This window comes from Nocardia sp. NPDC051981, assembly GCF_040680715.1.
GTDB lineage: Bacteria > Actinomycetota > Actinomycetes > Mycobacteriales > Mycobacteriaceae > Nocardia.
The window spans coordinates 73,573-94,454 of sequence record NZ_JBFAXK010000019.1; the positions used below are offsets into that span (position 1 = coordinate 73,573).

Below are 20,882 nucleotides of genomic sequence, written 5' to 3' on the forward strand. Positions count from 1 at the left end.
CGATGACCACACCGGAGCAGCCCGAGGGGACGGAGGCGGTCGCGCGCACGGAGATGACCGTGGGGCCGTACTGGCCCGCCCGGACCGAGCTGACCACGCGGCACGCACCGGCCGGCGACGGCGACGACGGCGCGGGCACCCGGCCCGCCCAGCGCACCGAGCCGACGCCGCGCGCGGAATCCCCCGGCACGGAGCCGACCGCCGTGGAACCGGAAATCCCGGTGGCGCCGGGTGTTTCGAGCGCCGAGGGCGAGTCGCGCACCCCGACCCGGCCCTCCCAGCGCACCGCCCGCATGACCCGCCCGCGCCCCGTGGTGCGGCGGCTCGGGGCCGGACTGGTGCCGATCCCGGCGGTGGAGCCGGTTGATCCGGAAGCCGCCGTGCTCGACGATCCGGTGGTGGCCGAGGGGCGGCGGTTCTGCTGGCGGTGCGGCAAGCCGGTCGGGCGGGCCACCTCGACCCAGGTGTCCACCACCGCGGGCACCTGCCAGACCTGCGGCGCGCCTTACGATTTCCGGCCCTCGCTGTATCCCGGCGACCGGGTGGCGGGCCAGTACGAGATCCAGGGCTGTATCGCGCACGGCGGACTGGGCTGGATCTACCTGGCCATCGACCGCAATGTGAGCGACCGCTGGGTGGTGCTCAAGGGCCTGTTGCACGCCGGTGACGCCGAGGCGCAGGCGGTCGCGCTGGCGGAGCGGCAGTTCCTGGCCGAGGTCGCGCACCCGAGCATCGTGAAGATCCACAACTTCGTCGAGCACCCGGGGGCGGACGGAACGCCGATCGGCTACATCGTCATGGAGTACGTGGGCGGGCATTCGCTGCGCGATCTGCTCGATCACCATGCGCCCGACCGCATGCCGGTCGCCGAGGCCATCGCCTACCTGCTGGAGATCCTTCCGGCCCTGGACTATCTGCATTCGGTGGGGCTCGCCTACAACGACCTCAAGCCCGACAACATCATGATCACCACCGACCGGGTGGAACTCATCGACCTGGGCGCGGTCACCCAGTTCGAGGCGTACGGAAACCTGTACAGCACCAGGGGATTCCAGGCGCCCGAGATCGCGCACACCGGGCCGACGGTGGCCTCCGACATCTACACCGTGGGCCGCACGCTGGCCGTGCTCACCCTGCGCCTGCCAATGGAGCGCGGCGCCTACGTCGACGGCATCCCGGATCCGAAGGAGCAGCCGGTGCTGGCCCGGCACCCGTTCCTCTACCGGCTGCTGCTGCGTGCCACCCACCCGGACCCGGAGCGCCGCTTCCCCTCCGCGCGCCTGCTCGCCACCCAGCTCACCGGCGTGCTGCGGGAGATCCTGGCCGTCGAGACCGGCAATGAGCATCCGCAGCTGTCCACGCTGTTCAGCCCGCCGCGCACCAGCTTCGGCACCAGCGAGCTCATCGCGCAGACCGACGGCATCATCGACGGCGTCCGCCGCGACACCCTGCTGCAGCCCCGCGACGTGGTGGCGGCGCTGCCGGTGCCCATCATCGATCCGGGCGACCCGTCCGCGCCGCTGCTCGCCGGGGCCGCGCATCCCGAACCCCGGCACTCCCTCGACGAACTGCGGCACGCCCGCCAGCGCGCGGCGGCCGAACCCGGCGGGGCGCCCGAGACTTTCGAACTGGAGGTGACGCTGGCCGAGACCCGCGCCCACCTGGACCTCGACGAGCCCGCGGCCGCCCGCATGCTGCTGGCCCGGCTCACCGGCGAGCCGCTGCCGCCGGCCGCGGACTGGCGCATCGACTGGTACCTGGGCCTGACCGAGCTGCTGGAACTGGAGTACGAACGCGCCTTCGCCCGCTTCGACGCCGTGCTGGAGGCGCTGCCCGGCGAGATCGCGCCCAAGCTGGCGCTGGCCGCCACCGCGGAACTCATTCTCCAGCACTGGGATTCGCCCGATCCCGAGGAGTGGCGGTCCTACGCCGAGAACTACTACGCCACCGTGTGGCGCACCGATCGGGGCGTGGTGAGCGCGGCCTTCGGCCTGGCCCGCCAGCTGGCCGCGGCCGGGAACATCACCGCCGCCGTGCACGCGCTGGATCAGGTGCCGCCCGCCTCACGGCATTACGCGGAGGCCCGGATGACGGCCATTCTCATGCTGCTGACCTGCGCGCCCGCCGCGGAACTGGACGAGTCGACACTGCGGGTGGCGGCGGCGCGGGTGCAGGATCTGCCGCCCGGCGAGGGACGCGCGGCCCAGCTGCGGATTCTCACCCTGGGGGTCGCGCTGGGCTGGGTGCAGGCCGGGAAGCAGCCGAAATCGGTCGGCTCCAAGCTGTTCGGGTCACCGTTCACCGAGCGGGATCTCCGGCGCGGCATCGAGGCCGGCCTGCGCGGCCTGGCCCGCTCCGCGCCCGAACGCACCCACCGGTACGCGCTGGTGGATCTGGCCAACGCGGTGCGCGCCAAATCCTGGTTCTGAAAGACCGGAAGAGTCCCGTGTCGCCCGCGGCGGTCACAGAGGCAGTCTGCGAACCACGGGACCGGCGAGGGAATTTCGGCCCCTACCACGGTTGTGCGTGGTGCGACACGGGTTCCGGTGGACCGGGCGACCCGGATCCGGTGACCACCATGCCAGGCCCATCATGATGTTTTCGTGAAGTCCGAATCGCTCCGCGGGCGCCGTGGCGCTCAGCCGACCAGATCGGCGGCGGCGCGGGCGATGGCGAGTTCCTCGTTGGTCGGGACCACCAGCACCGACACGTCCGAGTCGTCGGTCGAGATGCGCCGGGCCGTACGGTCTTTCGCGGTGTTCCGGTCGGCGTCGATGCGAATCCCGTACCGCTCCAGTCCCGCCAGCGACTCGGCGCGCACCTTGGCGTCGTTCTCGCCGACACCGGCGGTGAAGGTGATGGCGTCCACCTTCCCCAGCTCGATCAGGTAGGCGCCGATGTAGCGGCGCAGCCGGTGGATGTAGACGTCGAACGCCAATTTCGCGGTCGGATGGCCGGTCTCGATGAGGCGGCCGAGCTCCCGGAAGTCATTGACACCGGAGATGCCCTTGATCCCGGAGTTCCGGTTGAGCAGGGCGTCCACATCGTTCACATCCATATCCGCCGTGCGGATGAGGTGGAAGATGATCCCCGGATCCAGATCCCCGGACCGGGTTCCCATGACCAGGCCCTCCAGCGGGGTCAGGCCCATGGAGGTGTCCACCGCCTGCCCGGCCCGAATGGCCGAGGCCGACGCGCCGTTGCCGAGATGCAGGACGATCTGATTCAGCTCGGTTCTGTCCTTCCCGAGGAAGGCCGCGACCTGACCGGACACGTAATCGTGCGAGGTGCCGTGGAAACCGTACTTGCGAACACCGTGCGCCGCCGCGATTTCCGCGTCGATGGCGTAGGTCTTCGCCGCGGCGGGCAGATTGTGGAAGAAGGCGGTGTCGAACACCGCGACCTGCGGCACGTCCGGCAGCAGCGCGCGCGCCGACTTGATGCCGATGACATTGGGCGGATTGTGCAGCGGCGCAAGGGAGGACAGGTCGACGATGGCCTGCGCCACCGCGTCGGTGATGAGCGTCGGCTCGTAGAAGACCTCACCGCCGTGCACCACCCGGTGCCCGACCGCGGCCAGATCCGCGTGCGCCAGATCCTGGCCGCTCGCGATGAACAGATCGAACACCACGCGCAGGCCCTGCGCGTGATCGGCGATGAGCCCCTGATACTCGAAAGTCTTCTCGCCCGAGGTGTGTTCGACGGTCACCGCATCCGGCTCGACCGCCTCGCCGATGCGCTGCACCACGCCCTGCGCGCACACGTCGGCGGTCGCCGGATCGAGCAGCTGGTATTTGATGGACGAGGATCCGGAATTGATCACCAGAACCTTCATCGCGCCTCCTGCTGAGCCTGAATCGCGGTGATCGCGACGGTGTTCACGATGTCCGCGACCAGCGCGCCCCGCGACAGATCATTGACCGGCTTGCGCAGCCCCTGCAGCACCGGGCCGATGGCGACGGCCCCGGCGCTGCGCTGCACCGCCTTGTAGGTGTTGTTGCCGGTATTGAGGTCCGGGAAGATGAAGACCGTCGCCTGGCCCGCCACTTGGGAATTCGGCAGCTTGGCCTTGGCCACCGTGGGCTCGATCGCGGCGTCGTATTGAATCGGCCCCTCCACCAGCAGTTCCGGCGCCCGCTCGTGCACCAGCCCGGTGGCGGCGCGCACCTTGTCGACGTCCACGCCGGACCCCGACTCGCCCGTGGAGTAGGAGAGCATGGCCACGCGCGGATCGATGCCGAACTGGACGGCGGTGCGGGCGGAGGAGATGGCGATATCGGCCAGCTGGTCGGAGGTCGGGTCCGGCACCACGGCGCAGTCGCCGTACACCAGCACCCGGTCGGCCAGGCACATGAGGAAGACGCTGGACACCGTGGACACGCCCGGCTCGGTCTTGATGATCTCGAAGGACGGGCGGATGGTGTGCGCGGTGGTGTGCGCCGCGCCCGACACCATGCCGTCGGCGACCCCCATGTGCACCATCATGGTGCCGAAATACGAGATGTCGCTCATGAATTCGCGGGCGCGGTCCACCGTCATGCCCTTGTGGACACGCAGGCGGGCGTACTCCTCGGCGAATTCGTCGCGCAGCGGGCAGGTCTTGGGATCGAGCACCTCGGCGGCCTCGATGTCCACGCCGAGCTCGGCGGCGCGGCCGCGCACCGCCGCCTCGTCGCCGAGGATGGTGAGGTCGGCGATCTTGCGCTGCAGCACCCGCCCGGCCGCGCGCAGAATGCGGTCGTCGTCGCCCTCGGGCAGCACGATGCGCTTGCGGTCGTTGCGGGCGCGGTCGATGAGCTGGTATTCGAACATCTGCGGGGTGACGACGTTCGGGATGGGAATCTCGATCTGCCGCAGCAGTTCCCGCGGATCGACCCGCTGCTCCATGAGGGCCAGTGCGGTGTCCACCTTGCGGATGCTGGACAGCGAGACGCGGCCGCGGGTGAGCGCGGTGGCCTTGGCGGTCTCGAAGGTGCCGAGGTCGGTGGAGAGGATGGGCAGCTTGGGTTTGAGGCCCGCCATCAGTCGCGCGATGGACGGCTCGGGCAGCATGTCGCCGTTCATGATGATGCCGGCCAGCGACGGAAAGCCCTCCGCCTCATGGGCGTTCACCAGCGCGAGCAGCACGTCGGAGCGGTCACCGGGGGTGATGACGGCGACGCCGTCGGCGAGGCGTTCCAGAATGTGCTCGGCGGTCATGCCGCCGACGATCACCTCGAGCGCCTCGCGCTGCATGAGTTCCGGGTCGCCGCTGTAGAGTTCGCCGCCGATTGCCTCGCGCAGCTCCTCCATGGTGGGCGCCTGCAGCAGCGGCACCTCGGGCAGCGCCCAGGACGGCACGGTGCAGGCCTGCTTCAGGGCGGCCGCGTCGGCTTCCAGCCGTCCGGGCTCGCAGCGGTTGGCGATCACCGCCACCAGCTTGGCGTGCTCGGCCGCCAGCTCGGCGCGGCACAGTTCCACCAGCTGGCCCAATTCCTCAGGGGTGCGGCCCATTCCGCGCACCACCAGCAGCACGGGCGCGCCGAGGTTCACCGCGATGCGGGCGTTGTAGCGCAGTTCGCTGGGGCTGGCGACATCGGTGTAGTCCGAGCCGACGATGAGCACGGCGTCACACTGCTTGGCGACCGCGTGGTACCGCATCACGATCTCGCTGATCGCCGCGTCCGGATCCTCGTGCACCTGTTCGTAGGTGACGCCGATGGCCTGGTCGTAGTCGACATCGGCGGTGGAGTGCTCGAGCAGCAGCTCGAGAATGTAGTCGCGCCCGATCGCGGACCTGGTGATCGGCCGGAACACGCCCACTCGCGGCGTGGTCGCCGCGAGGGCCTGCAGGACACCGAGCGCCACCGTCGACTTGCCGGTGTCGCCCTCGGGGGACGCGATGTACACACTGGAAACCGGTGTGGCAGCCATGGGCGAAAGCCTACCGACCGTTATGGGCTGATTTCCGCGCCTACCCGATTGCGCGCAGGCGGGGCGCCAGATCGCGCTGGAACAGATCCAGGAACCGGCGCTGATCATGACCGGGCGCGTGGAAGACCAGGTGGTTCAGGCCCGCGTCCAGGTACGGCTTGATCTGCTCGACCGCCTGGTCCGGATCGCTGGCCACGATCCAGCGCTTGGCGATCTGCTCGATCGGCAGCGCGTCGGCGGCCGCCTCCATCTCGATGGGATCGGTGATGGAGTGCTTCTGCTCCGCGGTCAGCGAGAGCGGGGCCCAGAAGCGGGTGTTCTCCAGTGCCAGAACGGGATCGGTGTCGTAGGAGATCTTGATCTCGATCATGCGGTCGATGTCGTCGACGGAGCGGCCGGCCTTGGCGGCGCCCTCCGCGACGGCGGGCATCAGTTTCTCGGTGTAGAGATCCATGCCCTTGCCGGAGGTGCAGATGAAACCGTCACCGGCGCGGCCGGCATAGCGGGCCACCAGCGGGCCGCCCGCGGCGATGTAGACCGGGATGCCGCCCTTGGGCACGTCGTAGATCGAGGCGCCGACGGTCTTGTAGTACTGGCCGTCGAAGTCCACCCGCTCGCCCGTCCACAGCGCGCGCATCAGGTCCACCGACTCGCGCAGCCGCGCGAAACGCTCCTTGAATTCCGGCCATTCGCCCTGGAATCCGGTGGCGATCTCGTTCAGCGCCTCGCCCGAGCCGACGCCGAGCATGATGCGATCCGGGTACAGGCAGCCCATGGTGGCGAAGGCCTGCGCGATGACCGCGGGGTTGTAGCGGAAAGTCGGGGTCAGCACCGAGGTGCCGAGCTGAATGCGCTTGGTGCGCTCGCCCACCGCGGCCAGGAAGGCCAGCGAGAACGGGGCATGCCCGCCATTGTGCCGCCACGGCTGGAAATGGTCGGAGACGGTGACGCTGTCGAGGCCGTGCGCCTCCGCCTCCACCGCGAGCTCCACCAGTTCGCGCGGGCCGAACTGTTCCGCGGACGCCTTGTAACCGAGCTTGAGGTCTTTCACCTGGGCACTCCTGTCGCCTTGCTGCGCTCGAGCTGTACGGGCCAACCTCCCGCACGACCGCCGCGACACCGGCATCGCGAACGGTCCTACTTCGCACGATAGGTCAGCGGTGAAACGCGGTGCGGCAGGGGTCACACCCGAGGGATCGAACCCCGGGTGGGCGGACGGTATTCCGGGGATGAAACCGGTCGGACGGTCGGCAAGAGCGGGAATATATGAGCGTTCGGTCCCGGGATAGCGGAGAATGTGCGCGTGACCAACTCGAGCGCTGAACCGATCCTCTCCTATCTGACCGACATGGACGGTGTCCTCGTGCACGAGAATCACATGGTGCCCGGGGCCGATCAGTTCCTCGCCGAACTGCGCGACAACGACATTCCGTTCCTGGTTCTCACCAACAATTCGATCTACACCGCGCGCGACCTGCAGGCCCGGCTCAGGCACACCGGCCTCGACATTCCGGTCGAGTCCATCTGGACCTCCGCCCTCGCCACCGCGACCTTCCTCGACGACCAGCGCCCGGGCGGCACCGCCTACGTGGTCGGCGAATCCGGCCTCACGACCGCGCTGCACGAAATCGGTTACGTTCTCACCGATTCCGACCCGGACTACGTGGTGCTCGGTGAAACCCGCACCTACTCTTTCGAAGCCATCACCACCGCCATCCGGCTGATCTCCGCGGGCGCGCGCTTCATCGCCACCAACCCGGACGCCACCGGCCCGTCCCGCGAAGGCATCCTTCCGGCCACCGGCTCCGTCGCCGCCCTCATCACCGAGGCCACCGGCCGCAAGCCCTACTACGTCGGTAAACCCAACCCGCTGATGATGCGGTCGGCGTTGCGCCGCATCGGCGCCCACTCCCAGTCCACCGTCATGATCGGCGACCGGATGGACACCGACGTCATCTCGGGCCTGGAGGCGGGCATGCGGACCATCCTGGTCACCACCGGCATCTCCACCCCGGCCCTGGTCGAGCAGTTCCCGTATCGCCCGACCACCATCCTGCCGTCGGTGGCCGCCCTGGTCGGCAAGACCAAGGACCCGTTCGCGCTGTAGTCAGGCCGTGCCCGTCGCGTCGCCCTCGAGCGCGTCGAGGGCGGCCGACAGGGTCGTCAGCGCGTCCACGATGTGGGCGAGCTGCTCGATACCCAGCTGCGCCACAAGCCGTTTCGCCATGGCCTCGTGCTGCGGGTCGATCCGCCGCACCGCGTCGTGACCCGCCTCGGTGATGGCCACCAGCTTCGCGCGCCGATGCGCCGGATTGGGGCGGTATTCCACGAATCCCTTGTCCGCCAGCACATCCGCGATGCGCTGCACGCTCTGGCGGGTGATACCCATTTCGCGGGCGATACCGGCCACCGGGAGCGGTTCGTGCAGAATCGCGCCGAGCACCTGCCACCACGCGACCGTGATCCCCGACGGCCTGGCCAATTCCTCCGCGATCGAGAGGAATTGGCCGTTCAGCTTGAACGACGTGACGGCCGCGGCCCCGAACAGCTGCTGCGCGGTGCGGGTCATTGCGCGGCCGCCGCGCGCTGCTGCTCATACTCGAACAACGCGTAGAAGCCCGCCGGATCATTGTTTCCGTACAGCCGGTACCAGGACTCCAGCACGTGCGGCTCGTAGATACCCAGGCGCGCGAAGATCTCGCGGGCGAAATCGACCGGTCGGGTGCCGGTCGCGGTGATCAGGTCGCCGTCGGTGACCGCGGTCGCCTGAACATAGTGCTCGCCACCCGAATATCCGCTGTAGGCAAGATATCCCGCGTCATTGCTGGTGTGCCGCCGATCGTCCAGCAGGCCCTCCCGCGCCAGCCCGAAGGTCGCGCCGCAGATCGCCGCCACCGGCACCCCGGCCGCCAGAAACTCCCGGGCCTTGCGCGCGAAGGCCGCCTGCGTCTCGGGATGCTGCTCGGTTTCGAGTCCCGGCAGGATCAGCATGGCGCTGTCGGCGGGCTTCAGCTCATCGAGCACCAGATCGGGCAGGACCCGCATGCCGCCCATCGAGGTGATCGGCTCGGCGCCGAGGGCGACGGTCTTCACCTGCCAGGTTCCCGGCTCGCGGTGCCAGAGTTCGCGATTGATGTGCGCGGTCGCATGCCCGACCTCCCAGTCCGAGAAGGTGTCGTACACGGCCATGTGGACTGTTTTCATCATGACAGCATGCTGTCATGTTTGACAGCATGCTGTCAAACACCGCTCGATGACTCGCGCCGGATCAGCTCAGGGCCTGGTCCAGGTCATCGAGCAGGTCCTCCACATCCTCGAGCCCGATGGAGATGCGGAGCACGCCATCGGTGATCCCCACGGCCGCACGACCTTCCGGGCCCATCGCCCGGTGGGTGGTGGTGGCCGGATGTGTGATCAGCGTCTTCGCATCGCCGAGGTTGTTGGAGATGTCGACGATGCGCAGGCGGTTGAGCACCTCGAAAGCGCGCTTCTTGGCCTCGTTCTCCGACGCCTTCAGCTCGAAGGTGATCACCGTGCCGCCGCCGGACATCTGACGCTTGGCCAGCTCGTACTGCGGGTGCGAGGACAGGAACGGGTACTTCACCCACGCCACGGCGGGATGGGTCTCCAGGAACCCCGCGAGCTTCAGCGCGGAGTCCACCGACTGGCGCAGCCGCAGCGGCATGGTCTCCAGACCCTTGAGCAGGGTCCACGCATTGAAGGCGCTCAGCGCCGGACCGGTGTGGCGCATCAGGTTCTTCACCGGGCCGTCGATGTAGTCCTGCGGTCCGAGGATCGCGCCGCCGAGGACGCGGCCCTGCCCGTCGATGTGCTTGGTACCCGAGTACACGGTGATGTCGGCGCCCAGGTCGAAGCCGCGCTGCAGCAGCGGGGTGGCGAAGACGTTGTCCAGCACCACCTTCGCGCCCGCCGCGTGCGCGAGATCGGAGACCGCGCGCACATCGGTGAGGGTCTGCATGGGGTTGGAGGGGGTCTCGAAGAAGACGGCCTGGGTCGGCACCGACAGCGCCTGCTCCCACTGGTCCAGATCCTCGCCGTCGACGAAGACGGTCTCCACGCCCCAGCGCGGCAGGATCTCGTTGGCCACCACGAAGCAGGAACCGAACAGGCTGCGCGCCGCCACCAGGCGGTCGCCCGCGGCGAGCAGCGCGCCCAGCGCGGTGAACACCGCCGACATGCCGGAGGCCGTCGCGAAACAGGCCTCCGCGCCGTCGATCAGCCGCAGCCGCTCCTCGAACATGGCGACCGTCGGGTTGCCGTAGCGGGAGTAGACGAAGTGCTCGATATCGCCGGTGAAGGACGCCTCGGCCGCCTCGGCACTCTCGTAGACGAAACCCGAATTGAGGAACAGCGCTTCGGAGGTCTCGTCGAAGCCCGAGCGCCGGGTGCCGCCGCGCACAGCCTGCGTGGCGGGGCCGACGCCCTCGGGGAGCGGTTTGTCGAAGGAACCACCGGTGATCATGACTGCCTCCCTGCGATCCGGCCGGACACGAAACTCATGACTGACGCCAGGGCAGGCCGTCGGCACGCCAACCGGTGCCGCCGCGATGCCCCTGACCGTCGAGCGCACCCTCGAAGCCGTCGACCACATTGAAGGACGGGGCGATGCCGAGGGTGGTGGCGGCGGTGGCCGCGCCGATGGAGCGCTGGCCGGAGCGGCAGATGAAGATGACCGGCGCGGCCGAGTCCTGGCCGCGATCGCCGAGCGCCTGCTTCAGCTGATCGGTGAAACGGGCATTGGGCGTGCCGGAGACGTCCACCCACTCGATCAGCGCGGTCGGCCGGCCGATGCCGCTGGTGTCGGGCACCCCGACGAACCGCCACTCGGCTTCGGTGCGCACATCCACCAGCACCGCATCGGGGTTGTCGCGCAACAGTTCCCACGCCTGCTTCGGCGTGATGTCACCCGCGTAGCTCACTTGTACCTCCTGTGAATCCGCACTTGCCGCACCGCTGTCCGATGCGAGGCCAGGTCGTCACCCGGAGCACCCCACCGCGGAGGAGGGTTGCCGACCAGCCAGCCGGGGCTTGACGCTGGTACTCATGACCTGGGTTGAGACTGCCGAAAAAACGGCCCCACTGTCAAACCCCGGCCGCTACTTCGGCCGTTGTCAGGAATTGCAGACCAACCAGCGGGAATTCTCCCGGGTGAAGTGCCAGGTCGAGGTGGTTTGAGCGCCGGAGACCGTGAAAGTGACCTGCGCCGTGGCCTTCTCGCCGTCGACGGCCGGATCGGCCAGCTTGTCGAACGTGATGGTCCCCCCGGTCGCGGCCGCGACCTTGAGCGGCGAGGCGTTCTCGTCGAATCCCTTGCAGGACAGGGTCGGATCGTATTTACCGGTCTCACTACGGGACTTGATGAAGTTGCCCGCGGCCACCGTGAGCCGATCGGAATCTGTGACATTCTTCTCAACCGGCGAGACCAGCGTCGCGATCACGATGCCCAGGATCACGACGGCGATGACGCTCGCCGCGACCAGGAACGGCCACATGCTGCGGGCCTCGTTCTGATCGATCGGAACCGATGTCTCCCCGGCTGTCTCCTCGGCGTCGCTCATGGGTAGATCATGCCTGGTCGCCGCCGTGCGCCCGGCACGGCATTCCCACGGTTCGGGCCTCCGCATTCCCACAGTTCACGGCCCTGCGCGTGAAGGGCCCCGTGCGCCATCGATAGAATCAGCAGAATTTCCGCCCCAGGCGCGGGAATAGCAAGACTACGCAGCAACGCTGCAGCGTCGGGGGCCAACGGCGGTCACCGAAGCCAGGGCGTCAACTTAGCCTAAGCTAAGAACGACGGCTGAGTTTTGACGACAAGTTAGTTTCGACCCAAAGGGTGCGCGGAAGAATGACCGAACAGAGTGCAGCGACCCGCCCGCTACGCATTGCGATCGTGGGCGCAGGCCCGGCCGGTATTTACGCCGCCGATGCCTTGATGAAGTCCGATGCCGAGGTGAGCATCGACCTCTACGAGCGCATGCCCGCGCCCTTCGGCCTCATCCGCTACGGCGTCGCGCCCGACCACCCGCGCATCAAGGGCATCATCACCGCCCTGCACAAGGTCCTCGACAAGCCGCAGGTCCGCCTGCTCGGCAATATCGACTACGGCGTCGACATCACCCTCGAGGACCTGCGTCAGTTCTACGACGCGGTCATCTTCTCCACCGGCGCCAACGCCGACCGCGCCCTCGAGGTGCCGGGCATCGACCTCGACGGCTCCTACGGCGCCGCCGACTTCGTGTCCTGGTACGACGGCCACCCGGACGTGCCGCGCACCTGGCCGCTGGACGCGGAGAAGGTCGCCGTCCTCGGTGTCGGCAACGTCGCCCTCGACGTGGCCCGCGTGCTCGCCAAGACCGGCGACGAACTGCTGCCCACCGAGATCCCGCCGAACGTCTACGAGGGCCTGCAGGACAACAAGGCCCTCGAGGTCCACGTCTTCGGCCGCCGCGGACCCGCGCAGGCCAAGTTCACCCCGCTCGAACTGCGCGAACTCGACCACTCCCCGACCATCGAGGTCATCGTCGACCCCGAGGACATCGACTACGACGAGGGCTCCGAGGCCGCGCGCCGCCATTCCAAGCAGGTCGACATGATCTGCAATACGTTGGAGCAGTGGGCCATCCGCGATGTCGGCGACCGCCCGCACAAGCTGTTCCTGCACTTCTTCGAGAACCCGTCGGAGATCCTCGGCGCCGACGGCAAGGTCGTGGGCCTGCGCACCGAGCGCACCCAGCTCGACGGCACCGGAAACTGCAAGGGCACCGGCGAATTCAAGGACTGGGACATCCAGGCCGTGTACCGCGCGGTCGGCTACCTGTCGCAGAACATCCCGCTGCTGCCCTTCGACGACCAGGCCGGCACCGTGCCCAACGAGGCCGGGCGCGTGCTCGTCGACGAGGACGCCGACGGCGCGGCTCGCTACATGCCCGCTACCTACGTGACCGGCTGGATCAAGCGCGGCCCGGTCGGCCTCATCGGCCACACCAAGGGTGACGCCAACGAGACCATCGCCTGCCTGCTCGACGACGCCCCGAACTTCACCCCGGCCGCACGGCCGGAGCTGGAGGCGGTCACCGAATTCCTCGAGCACAAGGGCATCCCGTTCACCACCTGGGCCGGCTGGTACCGCCTCGACGCGCACGAGCGCGCCCTGGGCGAGCCGCAGGGCCGCGAGCGGGTCAAGGTCGTCGAACGCGACGAGATGCTCGCCGCCTCCGAGCCCGGCAAGGTTTCCTGACCAGCTCCGGGCAAGCTGTCCTGACCAGCGCCAATCCGGCTGCCGGACAAGGTTGTCCACACATGTCACCGTTCTGAGGCATGCTGATCACGTGTTCGATGCCCATCTCCACATCTTCGATCCGCGGTTCCCGCTGGTCGAGAACGAGGGCTACCTGCCCGACCCGTACACCATCGCCGCCTATCGCAAGCGCATGTCCCGCTTCGATATCGACGGTGGCGCCCTGGTCAGCGGGTCGTTCCAGGGCACCGATCAGAGCTATCTGCGGGCCGCCCTCGCCGAACTCGGCGAGGGCTGGGTCGGTGTCACCAATCTGCACGTGGACGCCACCGACGCCGAGATCCTCGAGCTGAACCGGGCCGGGGTGCGGGCCATCCGGTTCAATCTCAAGCGCGCGGGCGGCGACATCGTCGGGCTCACCATGCTGGCGCTGCGGGCCTACGAACTGGCCGGCTGGCATGTGGAGCTCTACATCGACGGGTCCATGCTGGGCTCGCTGGAACCGGTCATCACCAAGCTGCCCAAGCTGTCGATCGACCATCTGGGCATGTCCGACGACTGCCTGCCCTACCTGCTCAACCTGGTCGACCGCGGGGCCAAGGTGAAGGCCTCCGGCTTCGGGCGGGTGGCGATGAATGTGGGCTCGGCCCTGCGCAAGATCCACACCGTCAACCCCGAGGCCCTGATGTTCGGCACCGACCTGCCCGGCACCCGGGCCGGACGGCCGTTCCGCGACTCCGATATCTCGCTGCTCGCCGACGCCGTGGGCTCCGATCTGCACCGGGTGCTCGAGGACAATGCCCGCGCGTTCTACGGACTGCCCGCCAAGGAACGCCTGTTCGAGGACCCGAACCCGACCATGCGCCGGGCCGCGGGCGAAGCGCCCACCCTGCGGCTGCCGCGCTCGGAGCTCCCCGGACCACCGCCCCCGCCCACCCTGCCGCTGCCGATCATCGATCGCTAGCGCAACGGGCCACCCCCTGAGGGCCGTGGAGACTTCGCGTTATTGTCATACCGTCAACACCGGTGTGTGAGCCGGTGCGCAGGATTCGACGACGAACCGAGGTAGGGCGTGAGCACTCCATCCACCGCCAAGCAGGGCCCGCTCGCGGGCATCCGGGTTGTTGAACTGGCCGGCATCGGCCCCGGTCCGCACGCGGCACTGCTGCTCGCCGACCTCGGCGCCGACGTGGTGCGGGTGCAGCGGCCCGGCATGCTGCCCGGCTTCATGGAGCGTCCGCAGTGGCGCGGCCGCACCATCGTCGAGGCGAACCTGAAGGATCCCGCCGACATCGAAAGGGTGCTCGGGCTCATCGAGAAGGCCGACGTGCTGCTCGAGGGCTTCCGACCCGGCGTCACCGAACGCATGGGACTGGGCCCCGATACGGCGCTGGAACGCAATCCGCGCCTGATCTACGGCCGCATGACCGGCTGGGGCCAGTACGGCCCGATGGCCGACCGCGCCGGACACGACATCAACTACATCTCGCTCACCGGTGTGCTGAACGCCATCGGCCGCAAGGGCGAACGCCCCGTGCCGCCGCTGAACATGGTCGGCGACTTCGGCGGCGGTTCCATGTTCCTGGTCTTCGGCATCCTGGCCGCACTGGTGGAACGCCAGAACTCCGGTAAGGGCCAGGTCATCGACGCCGCCATGATCGATGGCGCACTCGCGCTCTCACACATGATCTGGGGCATGAAGGGCGTCGGCCTGTGGTCCGACGAGCGCGGCACCAACCTGCTCGACACCGGCATGGCCTTCTACGACACCTACGAGACCTCCGACGGCAAGTACATGGCCGTGGGCTGCATCGAGCCCCAGTTCTACGCGGAACTGCTACAGGGCCTGGAGATCTCGCCCGAGGGCCTGCCCAACCAGCTCGACCCCAACGGCCAGGACCAGCTGCGCAAGCTGTTCACCGAGAAGTTCAAGACCAAGACCCGCGACGAGTGGTGGGCGATCTTCGAGCACACCGACGCCTGCACCACCCCGGTCCTGACTTTCACCGAGGCCGAACAGAATCCGCACATCCAGGCCCGCACCGGCCTGATCGACATCGACGGCGTCGTGCAGCACGCCCCGGCCCCGCGCTTCTCGCGCACGCCGGCGGGCATCCCGACCCCGCCGCCGAACGAGGGCACCCCGATCGAAACGGTCTGGGCGGACTGATCTTCCGCGCACGGCCGAACGCCCCCTGTGGAATTCCACAGGGGGCGTTGACTTTTCCGATGCGGCGGGTGGTTCCCGGACTTACGGGGCGACGAGCTGGATGTCGAGCTCGATGGCGATCTTGTCGCTCAGCATGGCGTTGGGCATGCCCGGGGCGACGTCGAACTCGCTGCGCTTGATGGTGCCGGAGGCGGTGAAGCCGGCGTGCTCCTTGTTGTCCTGCGGGAAGACCTGCACGCCGCCCCACTCGACCTCGAGGGTGACGGGCTTGGTGATGCCGCCGATGGTGGCCTCACCGGTGACCTCGAACTCCTCGCTCAGGGCGACGGGCTCGGGGACGCGGAAGGTCAGGTGCGGGCGGTTGGCGACATCGAGGATGTCGGCGCTGCGGACGTGGCCGTCGCGCATCTCGTTGCCGGTGTCGAAGGAGTCGAAGTAGATGGTGGCCTCGATGGCGGCCTCGCCGGCCTCGTTGACCACGAAGCCGGTCTCGAAGCGGTTGAAGCGGCCGCGGACCTTGGAGATGCCCAGGTGCTTCACGGTGAAGTTGACCGAGGAGTGGGCGGCGTCCAGGGTCCAGGAGCCGGGGGCGAGGGTGGTCTGCTCGGAAGTCGTCATGTCAACCATTCTAAGTGGACTCCGGTCCGTTTATCCACACCTTGGTTATCCGGGGACTGCCAGGGCGCGGATAACGGAACCAGGACCGGGCAATATGGAAGGGTGTCCCGTTCCGAATTCGCCGAGTTCCTGATCGCCCGCCGCGCACAACTGCAGCCCGAGGACGTCGGACTGCCCGCCGGGCGGCGACGGCGCACACCCGGCTTGCGCCGCGAGGAGGTGGCCGCGCTCGCCGGTGTCAGCGCAGACTACCTGGCCCGGCTGGAACAGGGACGCGACACCAACCCCTCCACCGCCGTGCTGGCCGCCCTCGCGGAAGCCTTGCGGCTCAACGAGATCGAGAAGCACCACTTCGGCAAGCTGGCCCTCGGGCTGGAACAGAAGGCTACCTGCCCCGCCTCCGGGCAGGCCCGGGAACAGGTCTCCGAGACCATTCAGGCGGTCATCGACGCCCTGCAGCCGACGCCCGCGCTGGTGCTCGGGCGCTGGCTGAACCTGCTCGCCGGAAACCCCTCCTTCCGCGCCTTCGCCGAACCCCTCGGCATGTTCGACGCCGAGGCGCACGGCAACTTCGCCATCTACGTCTTCGCCCATCCGGCCGCCCAGGAGAGCTTCCTGAACTGGTCCGACGCCGCCGATATGGCCGTCACGTCCCTGCGCGCCGCCGCGACCCGATTCCCCGACGACCCGTCGGTCGAGGCCGTCGTCACCACCCTGAACCGCTACCCGGAGTTCGAGCGACGCTGGCGCGAGCACCGGCTCACCGATTTCCGATCCCTCGTGCTGAAGATTCAGCACCCGGCCCGGGGTGCGGTCGAGGTGGAGGTCGAGACCCTGGATCCGGCCGCCGACCAGACCGTCATGGTCTGGCTGGTCGACCGCCGCCAGGCCCGCACGCCCGGATTACGGCTGGTCAACGAATAAAACCCGCAGGTTCCGGGGGTTTCGTTCCCGCTGCCGGGGTGGGTCGGGCCATCTACAGTTGAGCCATGGCTCGGAATTGGCCGATGGTCGAGCGGGTGAAAGAACTCGAATCGATCAGGTCGGCACTCACCGGCGACGAGTTCGTCGGGGCGGTGCTCACCGGCGACGCGGGGGTCGGCAAGACGACGCTGGCGCGGCAGGCCACCGCCGCCGTCGGCGGCAATATCCGTTGGGTCGCGGGCACCGAATCCGCCCGCAGCATTCCGCTCGGGGTCTTCGCGCACATGGTGGGGGTGTACACCGCCCACGATCCGGTGACCTTCATGGCGGCCGCGCGCGAGGCGCTGCTCGCCGACGGGCACACCATCATCGGCGTCGACGACGCCCATCTGCTCGACCAGCTCTCGGCCACCCTGCTGCTGCAGCTGGCCATCGACAAGGCCGCCCACATCGTGTGCACCGTACGCAGCGGGGTGCAGGTCCCCGACGCGGTGACCTCGCTGTGGAAGGACGGGCACCTGCTGCGCATCGACCTGAGGCCGTTCACCCAGCGCCAGAGCGTGGAACTGGTGGAATCCATGCTGGGCGGGCAGCTGGAGGGCTTCACCGCCAACCTGATGTGGGAATCCTCCGGCGGCAATGCGCTTTTCCTGCGGCACCTGGTCGAGGGCGCGCTGGAGGCCGGCACGCTGCGGCAGGTCAGCGGGGTGTGGCAACTGCGCGGGCGCGCGGCCGTCACCTCGGAATTGGCTGCGCTGCTGGAGGATCGGGTCGAGCAGCTGCCCGAGTCGGTGCTGCGGGTGCTGGAACTGCTCACCTTCTGCGAGCCCATCGACCTGGACGTGCTCTCCGAACTCGCGGGCGAGGAAGCGGTGGAATCCGCCGAATCACGCGGTCTCATCAGGATTGTCGAGAACAGCCATCAACTGCTGGTGCGCTACAACCATCCGCTGTTCGGTGAGGTGATCCGGCGGCGGCTGGGTATCGCGTCGGCGCGGCGGCTGCGCGGGCGGCTCTACTCCTCGCTCCGGGACCGGCCCATCAACTCCGCGTCCGAGCGCATCCGATTGGCCGAATTGGCCTTGGACAGCGACAAATCCGCGGATCTAGAGCTGTTCCAGACGGCGGCCGCGGATGCCATCGCGCTGGCTAATCTGCCCTTGGGCGAACGGTTCGCGCGCGCGGCGGTGGAACGCCAGGGCGGAGTGGAGGCCGCCGACCTGCTGGCCCGCGCGCTGCTGTGGCAGGGGCATCGCATAGAGGCCGAGCGCACGCTGGCCGGATTCGATCCGGACGAGATGAACGAGGTGCAGCTGGCGCGCTGGGGCAGCACCCGGGTGTCGAACCTGCTGTGGTCCATGGGCGACGCGGATCGCGCCGATACCGTGCTGGAATCGGTGCGACACCGGGTCACCCATCCGAAAATTATTGCGACACTGGATGGCCTGGCCTCCGCGTGCGCGGTCAACGAGAACCGGATCGACGACGCGTTCGCCCTCGCCGAGCCGGTCATGTCCGCCCCGGACGCACCACCGTGGGCGGTGTACTGGGCTGCCTTCGGTGGCGGACTCGCCCTCGCGCTCATGGGGCGCGGTGAAGCCGCCCGGCAGTACGCGGCCCGCTCGCACGCCGTGGAGTCGCATATCGACGGATTGAACCGGTTCATCTCCACACACGCGGAAGTGCTGGCCCTGACCTTCATCGGCGAGTTGGAAGCCGCACGCCGATGCGCCAATACGCCCTACCCGTTCTCCTCCCCCGGCCAATATCTGGCCTGGGGCATGGCCAAGATCCTGCAGGGCACCGTGGACGTGGCGCAGGGCCAGTTCCCGCAGGGCATCGACAATCTCGAGCAGGCGCTCGCGGCGCTCACCACCGAGGGCGCGGCGTCCTGGATGTTCCCCGCCCAACTGCGGCTGGCGGAGGCGTACTCGGCGCTCGGGCGGCCCGCCGAAGCGGCGGAAGCCATTGCGGCGGCGACCCTGCGAGGCGGGCGTCACAGTGCCGTCTATGAACCGCTGCTCGAACTCGTGCGGGCCATGCAGACGGCCGCCGAGGGCACCGCGACGCCGGCCGTACGGCTCGCGCTGGAGGCGGCGGATCTGGCCGCACGCACCCACCAGCACGCCATCGAGGCCATGGCGCTGCATGCCGCCGCCCGCTTCGGCGATCAGTCGGTCGCCGGGCGGTTGTCGGATCTCGCGGCCCGCATCGACGGGCGGCTGGTGCAGGTGCAGGCGCGGCACGCGGTGGCGGTCGCGGCCCACGACGGACCCGGATTGGACACCGCAGCAGCGGAATTCGAGGCAATCGGGGCGCTGCTCTCCGCGGCCGACGCGGCCGCGCAGGCCGCCTCCGCGCACGAGCGGGCGGGTGATCGCCGGCGACTGCTGGAATCCGCGGCAACCGCCAATCGGCTGGCGGCCGCCTGCGGCGGCGCGTCGACCCCGGCGCTGCGGCAGTCCGCGCAGCCGCTGCCGCTGACCGCGCGCGAACGGGAAATCGCGAATCTGGTGGCCGCCGGGCTGTCCAACCGGCAGATCGCGGACCGGCTGACCGTCTCGGTGCGGACGGTGGAGGGGCACCTGTACCGGGCGTGCATCAAGCTCGACGTCACCGATCGGGAGGCGCTGGCGGAATTGATGCGCGGAGGGACGCCTACGGGCAAATCAGCAAAGCTGACCTGATCCGGATCGAGTAATCGATACCGGCGTGCTTCGCCACGCCGTCCTCCTGCCGCCGGCGTCCTGCCGCTGGAACTTCGCACCCTCAATTCGAGGCGCTGATCTGCGTCGATGCGGATAGGGCCGATGCACGGGCAAGCCGAGCCGAGAGTTCCCGCGAATAACCGGTAGTCATGGCCGGTCTCGGGGCCGGCGCAACGAAATATGTTGGAAGGCAGGTGTTTCGGCGTGGTCGGTCGAGATCGTGAAGTGAAGGGCACCGTGGCTCGGCGGGCGATCGCGGTGGGCGTCGTTCCGCTGGCGTTGACAGTGGCCTGCGCGAATACGAGTGACCACTTGGCCGAGTCGGCGCAGGGCAGCTCGACCCTGGCCGCCGTGCAGCCGAGTGACACCCGCGCCCCGGCGAATACCGTTGCCCCGGATGCGAATCCGCAGCCCAGTGCGGCGGCCCGGGACGACGCGGGCACCGCCGGCACGTCGAGCTCCGTCCAGTCCGCCCCACGCCCCGGCGCCGCCCAGCCGGGCGTGGCCCTCCCGGCCCATGACCAGGATCGCCCCGGCCCGCGTCCGAGCCTCGCGCAGCCCGGCGTCACCGTGCCGAATCGCCCACTGCCGCAAACACAGTCGCCGACGCAGGCCGAGCGCCCGATCCCCGCGAACTTCCGCCCGATCCCGAATCACGAAGCGGCGCCGGCGGTCGACTTCCGAACCCTGCACGCCCCGGCCGTGGTGGACCCGGTCCTCCCGATCGCCCCGCCCCCACGCACCGTCCGGATCGGCGACTTCAGCACCCCCGCCCCGGACCAGCTGCCCGACACCATCCTCGACACCGTGAACGGCGCAGCCGCCGACACCGAAGCCGGCCTGGCCACCGGCCTCAACTCCATCGGCGTCAACCCGAGCCGCTCCGACAAGATCGCCGCGGGCACCCTCGGCGGTGCGGCGATCGGCGCGGGCGTCGGCGCCGTCGGTGCGGGCGTTCCGGCGGCGCTGCTCGGTGCGGCAGTCGGCGGTGCGATCGGCGCGGGCGTCGGCGCGGCGGTCGGATTCGGGCTCGGTTCGGCCGGTGCCGTCGTGGCGCCGTGGACCGCGCCGATCGACGTCCCCGGCGGCACGGCCGGTGGGGCGCTGATCGGCGCGGGCATAGGCGCTGCCGCGGGAGCCGCGGCCGCGGGCATCCCGGCCGCACTCGCCGGGGGAGCTGTGGTCGGAGCGGGAGGCGCGGCGCTGGGCGGGTTCCTCGGCGGCGCGCTCTGACGCACACCTTCCGGTGATACCGGGCATCCGCACCAGGCTTTCGGTGCGGGTGCCTTCC

17 protein-coding genes and 1 riboswitch are annotated in these 20,882 nt (G+C 69.1%); of the genes, 8 read left to right on the forward strand and 9 right to left on the reverse strand.

Features of this window, described 5'->3' with window-relative positions; translation table 11 throughout:
* The first annotated feature begins 2 nt into the window (after nucleotides 1-2).
* Nucleotides 3-2,429, forward strand: a complete 2,427-nt coding sequence (locus AB0L60_RS28615) for a tetratricopeptide repeat protein (protein WP_364619844.1) — start codon at nucleotides 3-5, stop codon at nucleotides 2,427-2,429.
* 209 nt (nucleotides 2,430-2,638) lie between these two features.
* On the opposite strand, the gene AB0L60_RS28620 is transcribed toward AB0L60_RS28615, so the two are convergent.
* From AB0L60_RS28620 to fgd, 3 genes are read right to left on the reverse strand one after another with little or no spacing between them, the layout of a single operon-like run.
* Nucleotides 2,639-3,835, reverse strand: a complete 1,197-nt coding sequence (locus AB0L60_RS28620; RefSeq protein ID WP_364619847.1) for an acetate kinase — start codon at nucleotides 3,833-3,835, stop codon at nucleotides 2,639-2,641.
* Nucleotides 3,832-5,913: a phosphate acetyltransferase gene (gene pta / locus AB0L60_RS28625; protein ID WP_364619850.1), complete on the reverse strand. Its 2,082-nt coding sequence runs from the start codon at nucleotides 5,911-5,913 to the stop codon at nucleotides 3,832-3,834. The genes AB0L60_RS28620 and pta overlap by 4 nt, the downstream gene beginning before the upstream one ends.
* A 40-nt stretch (nucleotides 5,914-5,953) precedes the next feature.
* A complete protein-coding gene (fgd, locus tag AB0L60_RS28630; RefSeq protein ID WP_364619853.1) occupies nucleotides 5,954-6,964 on the reverse strand; it encodes a glucose-6-phosphate dehydrogenase (coenzyme-F420) in 1,011 nt (336 codons plus the stop codon).
* A gap of 297 nt (nucleotides 6,965-7,261) precedes the next feature.
* On the opposite strand from fgd, the gene AB0L60_RS28635 reads away from it, so the two are divergent.
* Nucleotides 7,262-8,020: an HAD-IIA family hydrolase gene (locus AB0L60_RS28635; RefSeq protein ID WP_364620053.1), complete on the forward strand. Its 759-nt coding sequence runs from the start codon at nucleotides 7,262-7,264 to the stop codon at nucleotides 8,018-8,020.
* Here the strand turns inward: AB0L60_RS28635 and AB0L60_RS28640 are convergent, their stop codons facing one another.
* The 5 genes from AB0L60_RS28640 to AB0L60_RS28660 all read right to left on the reverse strand — a co-directional run bounded on the left by AB0L60_RS28640 (nucleotide 8,021) and on the right by AB0L60_RS28660 (nucleotide 11,492).
* Nucleotides 8,021-8,482 (reverse strand): MarR family transcriptional regulator, encoded by a 462-nt coding sequence (locus tag AB0L60_RS28640; protein WP_364619856.1) that lies wholly within the window; start codon nucleotides 8,480-8,482, stop codon nucleotides 8,021-8,023.
* Complete coding sequence (locus tag AB0L60_RS28645) at nucleotides 8,479-9,117, reverse strand: type 1 glutamine amidotransferase family protein (protein WP_364620056.1); 639 nt, start codon at nucleotides 9,115-9,117, stop codon at nucleotides 8,479-8,481. Before AB0L60_RS28645 ends, AB0L60_RS28640 begins: the two co-directional genes overlap by 4 nt.
* 64 nt (nucleotides 9,118-9,181) lie before the next feature.
* Nucleotides 9,182-10,396 (reverse strand): O-succinylhomoserine sulfhydrylase, encoded by a 1,215-nt coding sequence (locus AB0L60_RS28650; RefSeq protein ID WP_364619859.1) that lies wholly within the window; start codon nucleotides 10,394-10,396, stop codon nucleotides 9,182-9,184.
* Nucleotides 10,397-10,430: 34 nt separating this feature from the next.
* Nucleotides 10,431-10,853: a rhodanese-like domain-containing protein gene (locus tag AB0L60_RS28655; protein ID WP_354843433.1), complete on the reverse strand. Its 423-nt coding sequence runs from the start codon at nucleotides 10,851-10,853 to the stop codon at nucleotides 10,431-10,433.
* 14 nt (nucleotides 10,854-10,867) lie between these two features.
* A riboswitch (SAM riboswitch) is annotated at nucleotides 10,868-10,983 on the reverse strand.
* A 62-nt stretch (nucleotides 10,984-11,045) separates the two neighbouring features.
* Nucleotides 11,046-11,492, reverse strand: a complete 447-nt coding sequence (locus tag AB0L60_RS28660) for a hypothetical protein (protein ID WP_364619862.1) — start codon at nucleotides 11,490-11,492, stop codon at nucleotides 11,046-11,048.
* 287 nt (nucleotides 11,493-11,779) lie between these two features.
* Between AB0L60_RS28660 and AB0L60_RS28665 the strand changes: the two genes are divergently transcribed.
* The 3 genes from AB0L60_RS28665 to AB0L60_RS28675 all read left to right on the forward strand — a co-directional run bounded on the left by AB0L60_RS28665 (nucleotide 11,780) and on the right by AB0L60_RS28675 (nucleotide 15,341).
* Entirely contained in the window at nucleotides 11,780-13,171 is a 1,392-nt protein-coding gene (locus AB0L60_RS28665; RefSeq protein WP_364619865.1) for an FAD-dependent oxidoreductase, read from the forward strand.
* Nucleotides 13,172-13,262: 91 nt separating this feature from the next.
* A complete protein-coding gene (locus AB0L60_RS28670; RefSeq protein WP_364619868.1) occupies nucleotides 13,263-14,135 on the forward strand; it encodes an amidohydrolase family protein in 873 nt (290 codons plus the stop codon).
* Nucleotides 14,136-14,243: 108 nt separating this feature from the next.
* The gene (locus AB0L60_RS28675) at nucleotides 14,244-15,341 is read left to right on the forward strand and encodes a CaiB/BaiF CoA-transferase family protein (protein WP_364619871.1); all 1,098 of its coding nucleotides are present in this window, start codon (nucleotides 14,244-14,246) and stop codon (nucleotides 15,339-15,341) included.
* An 81-nt stretch (nucleotides 15,342-15,422) separates the two neighbouring features.
* Here AB0L60_RS28675 and AB0L60_RS28680 read toward each other — a convergent pair whose 3' ends face one another.
* Nucleotides 15,423-15,959 carry a YceI family protein gene (locus AB0L60_RS28680; protein WP_364619874.1) on the reverse strand — a complete coding sequence of 179 codons (537 nt, stop codon included), beginning with the start codon at nucleotides 15,957-15,959 and terminating at the stop codon, nucleotides 15,423-15,425.
* A 102-nt stretch (nucleotides 15,960-16,061) separates the two neighbouring features.
* On the opposite strand from AB0L60_RS28680, the gene AB0L60_RS28685 reads away from it, so the two are divergent.
* The 3 genes from AB0L60_RS28685 (at nucleotide 16,062) to AB0L60_RS28695 (ending at nucleotide 20,824) form a co-directional block, all read left to right on the forward strand.
* A complete protein-coding gene (locus AB0L60_RS28685; protein WP_364619877.1) occupies nucleotides 16,062-16,883 on the forward strand; it encodes a helix-turn-helix domain-containing protein in 822 nt (273 codons plus the stop codon).
* A gap of 65 nt (nucleotides 16,884-16,948) precedes the next feature.
* Nucleotides 16,949-19,570 carry a LuxR C-terminal-related transcriptional regulator gene (locus AB0L60_RS28690; RefSeq protein ID WP_364619880.1) on the forward strand — a complete coding sequence of 874 codons (2,622 nt, stop codon included), beginning with the start codon at nucleotides 16,949-16,951 and terminating at the stop codon, nucleotides 19,568-19,570.
* 225 nt (nucleotides 19,571-19,795) lie between these two features.
* Nucleotides 19,796-20,824 (forward strand): hypothetical protein, encoded by a 1,029-nt coding sequence (locus tag AB0L60_RS28695; protein ID WP_364619883.1) that lies wholly within the window; start codon nucleotides 19,796-19,798, stop codon nucleotides 20,822-20,824.
* Nucleotides 20,825-20,882 lie beyond the last annotated feature (58 nt).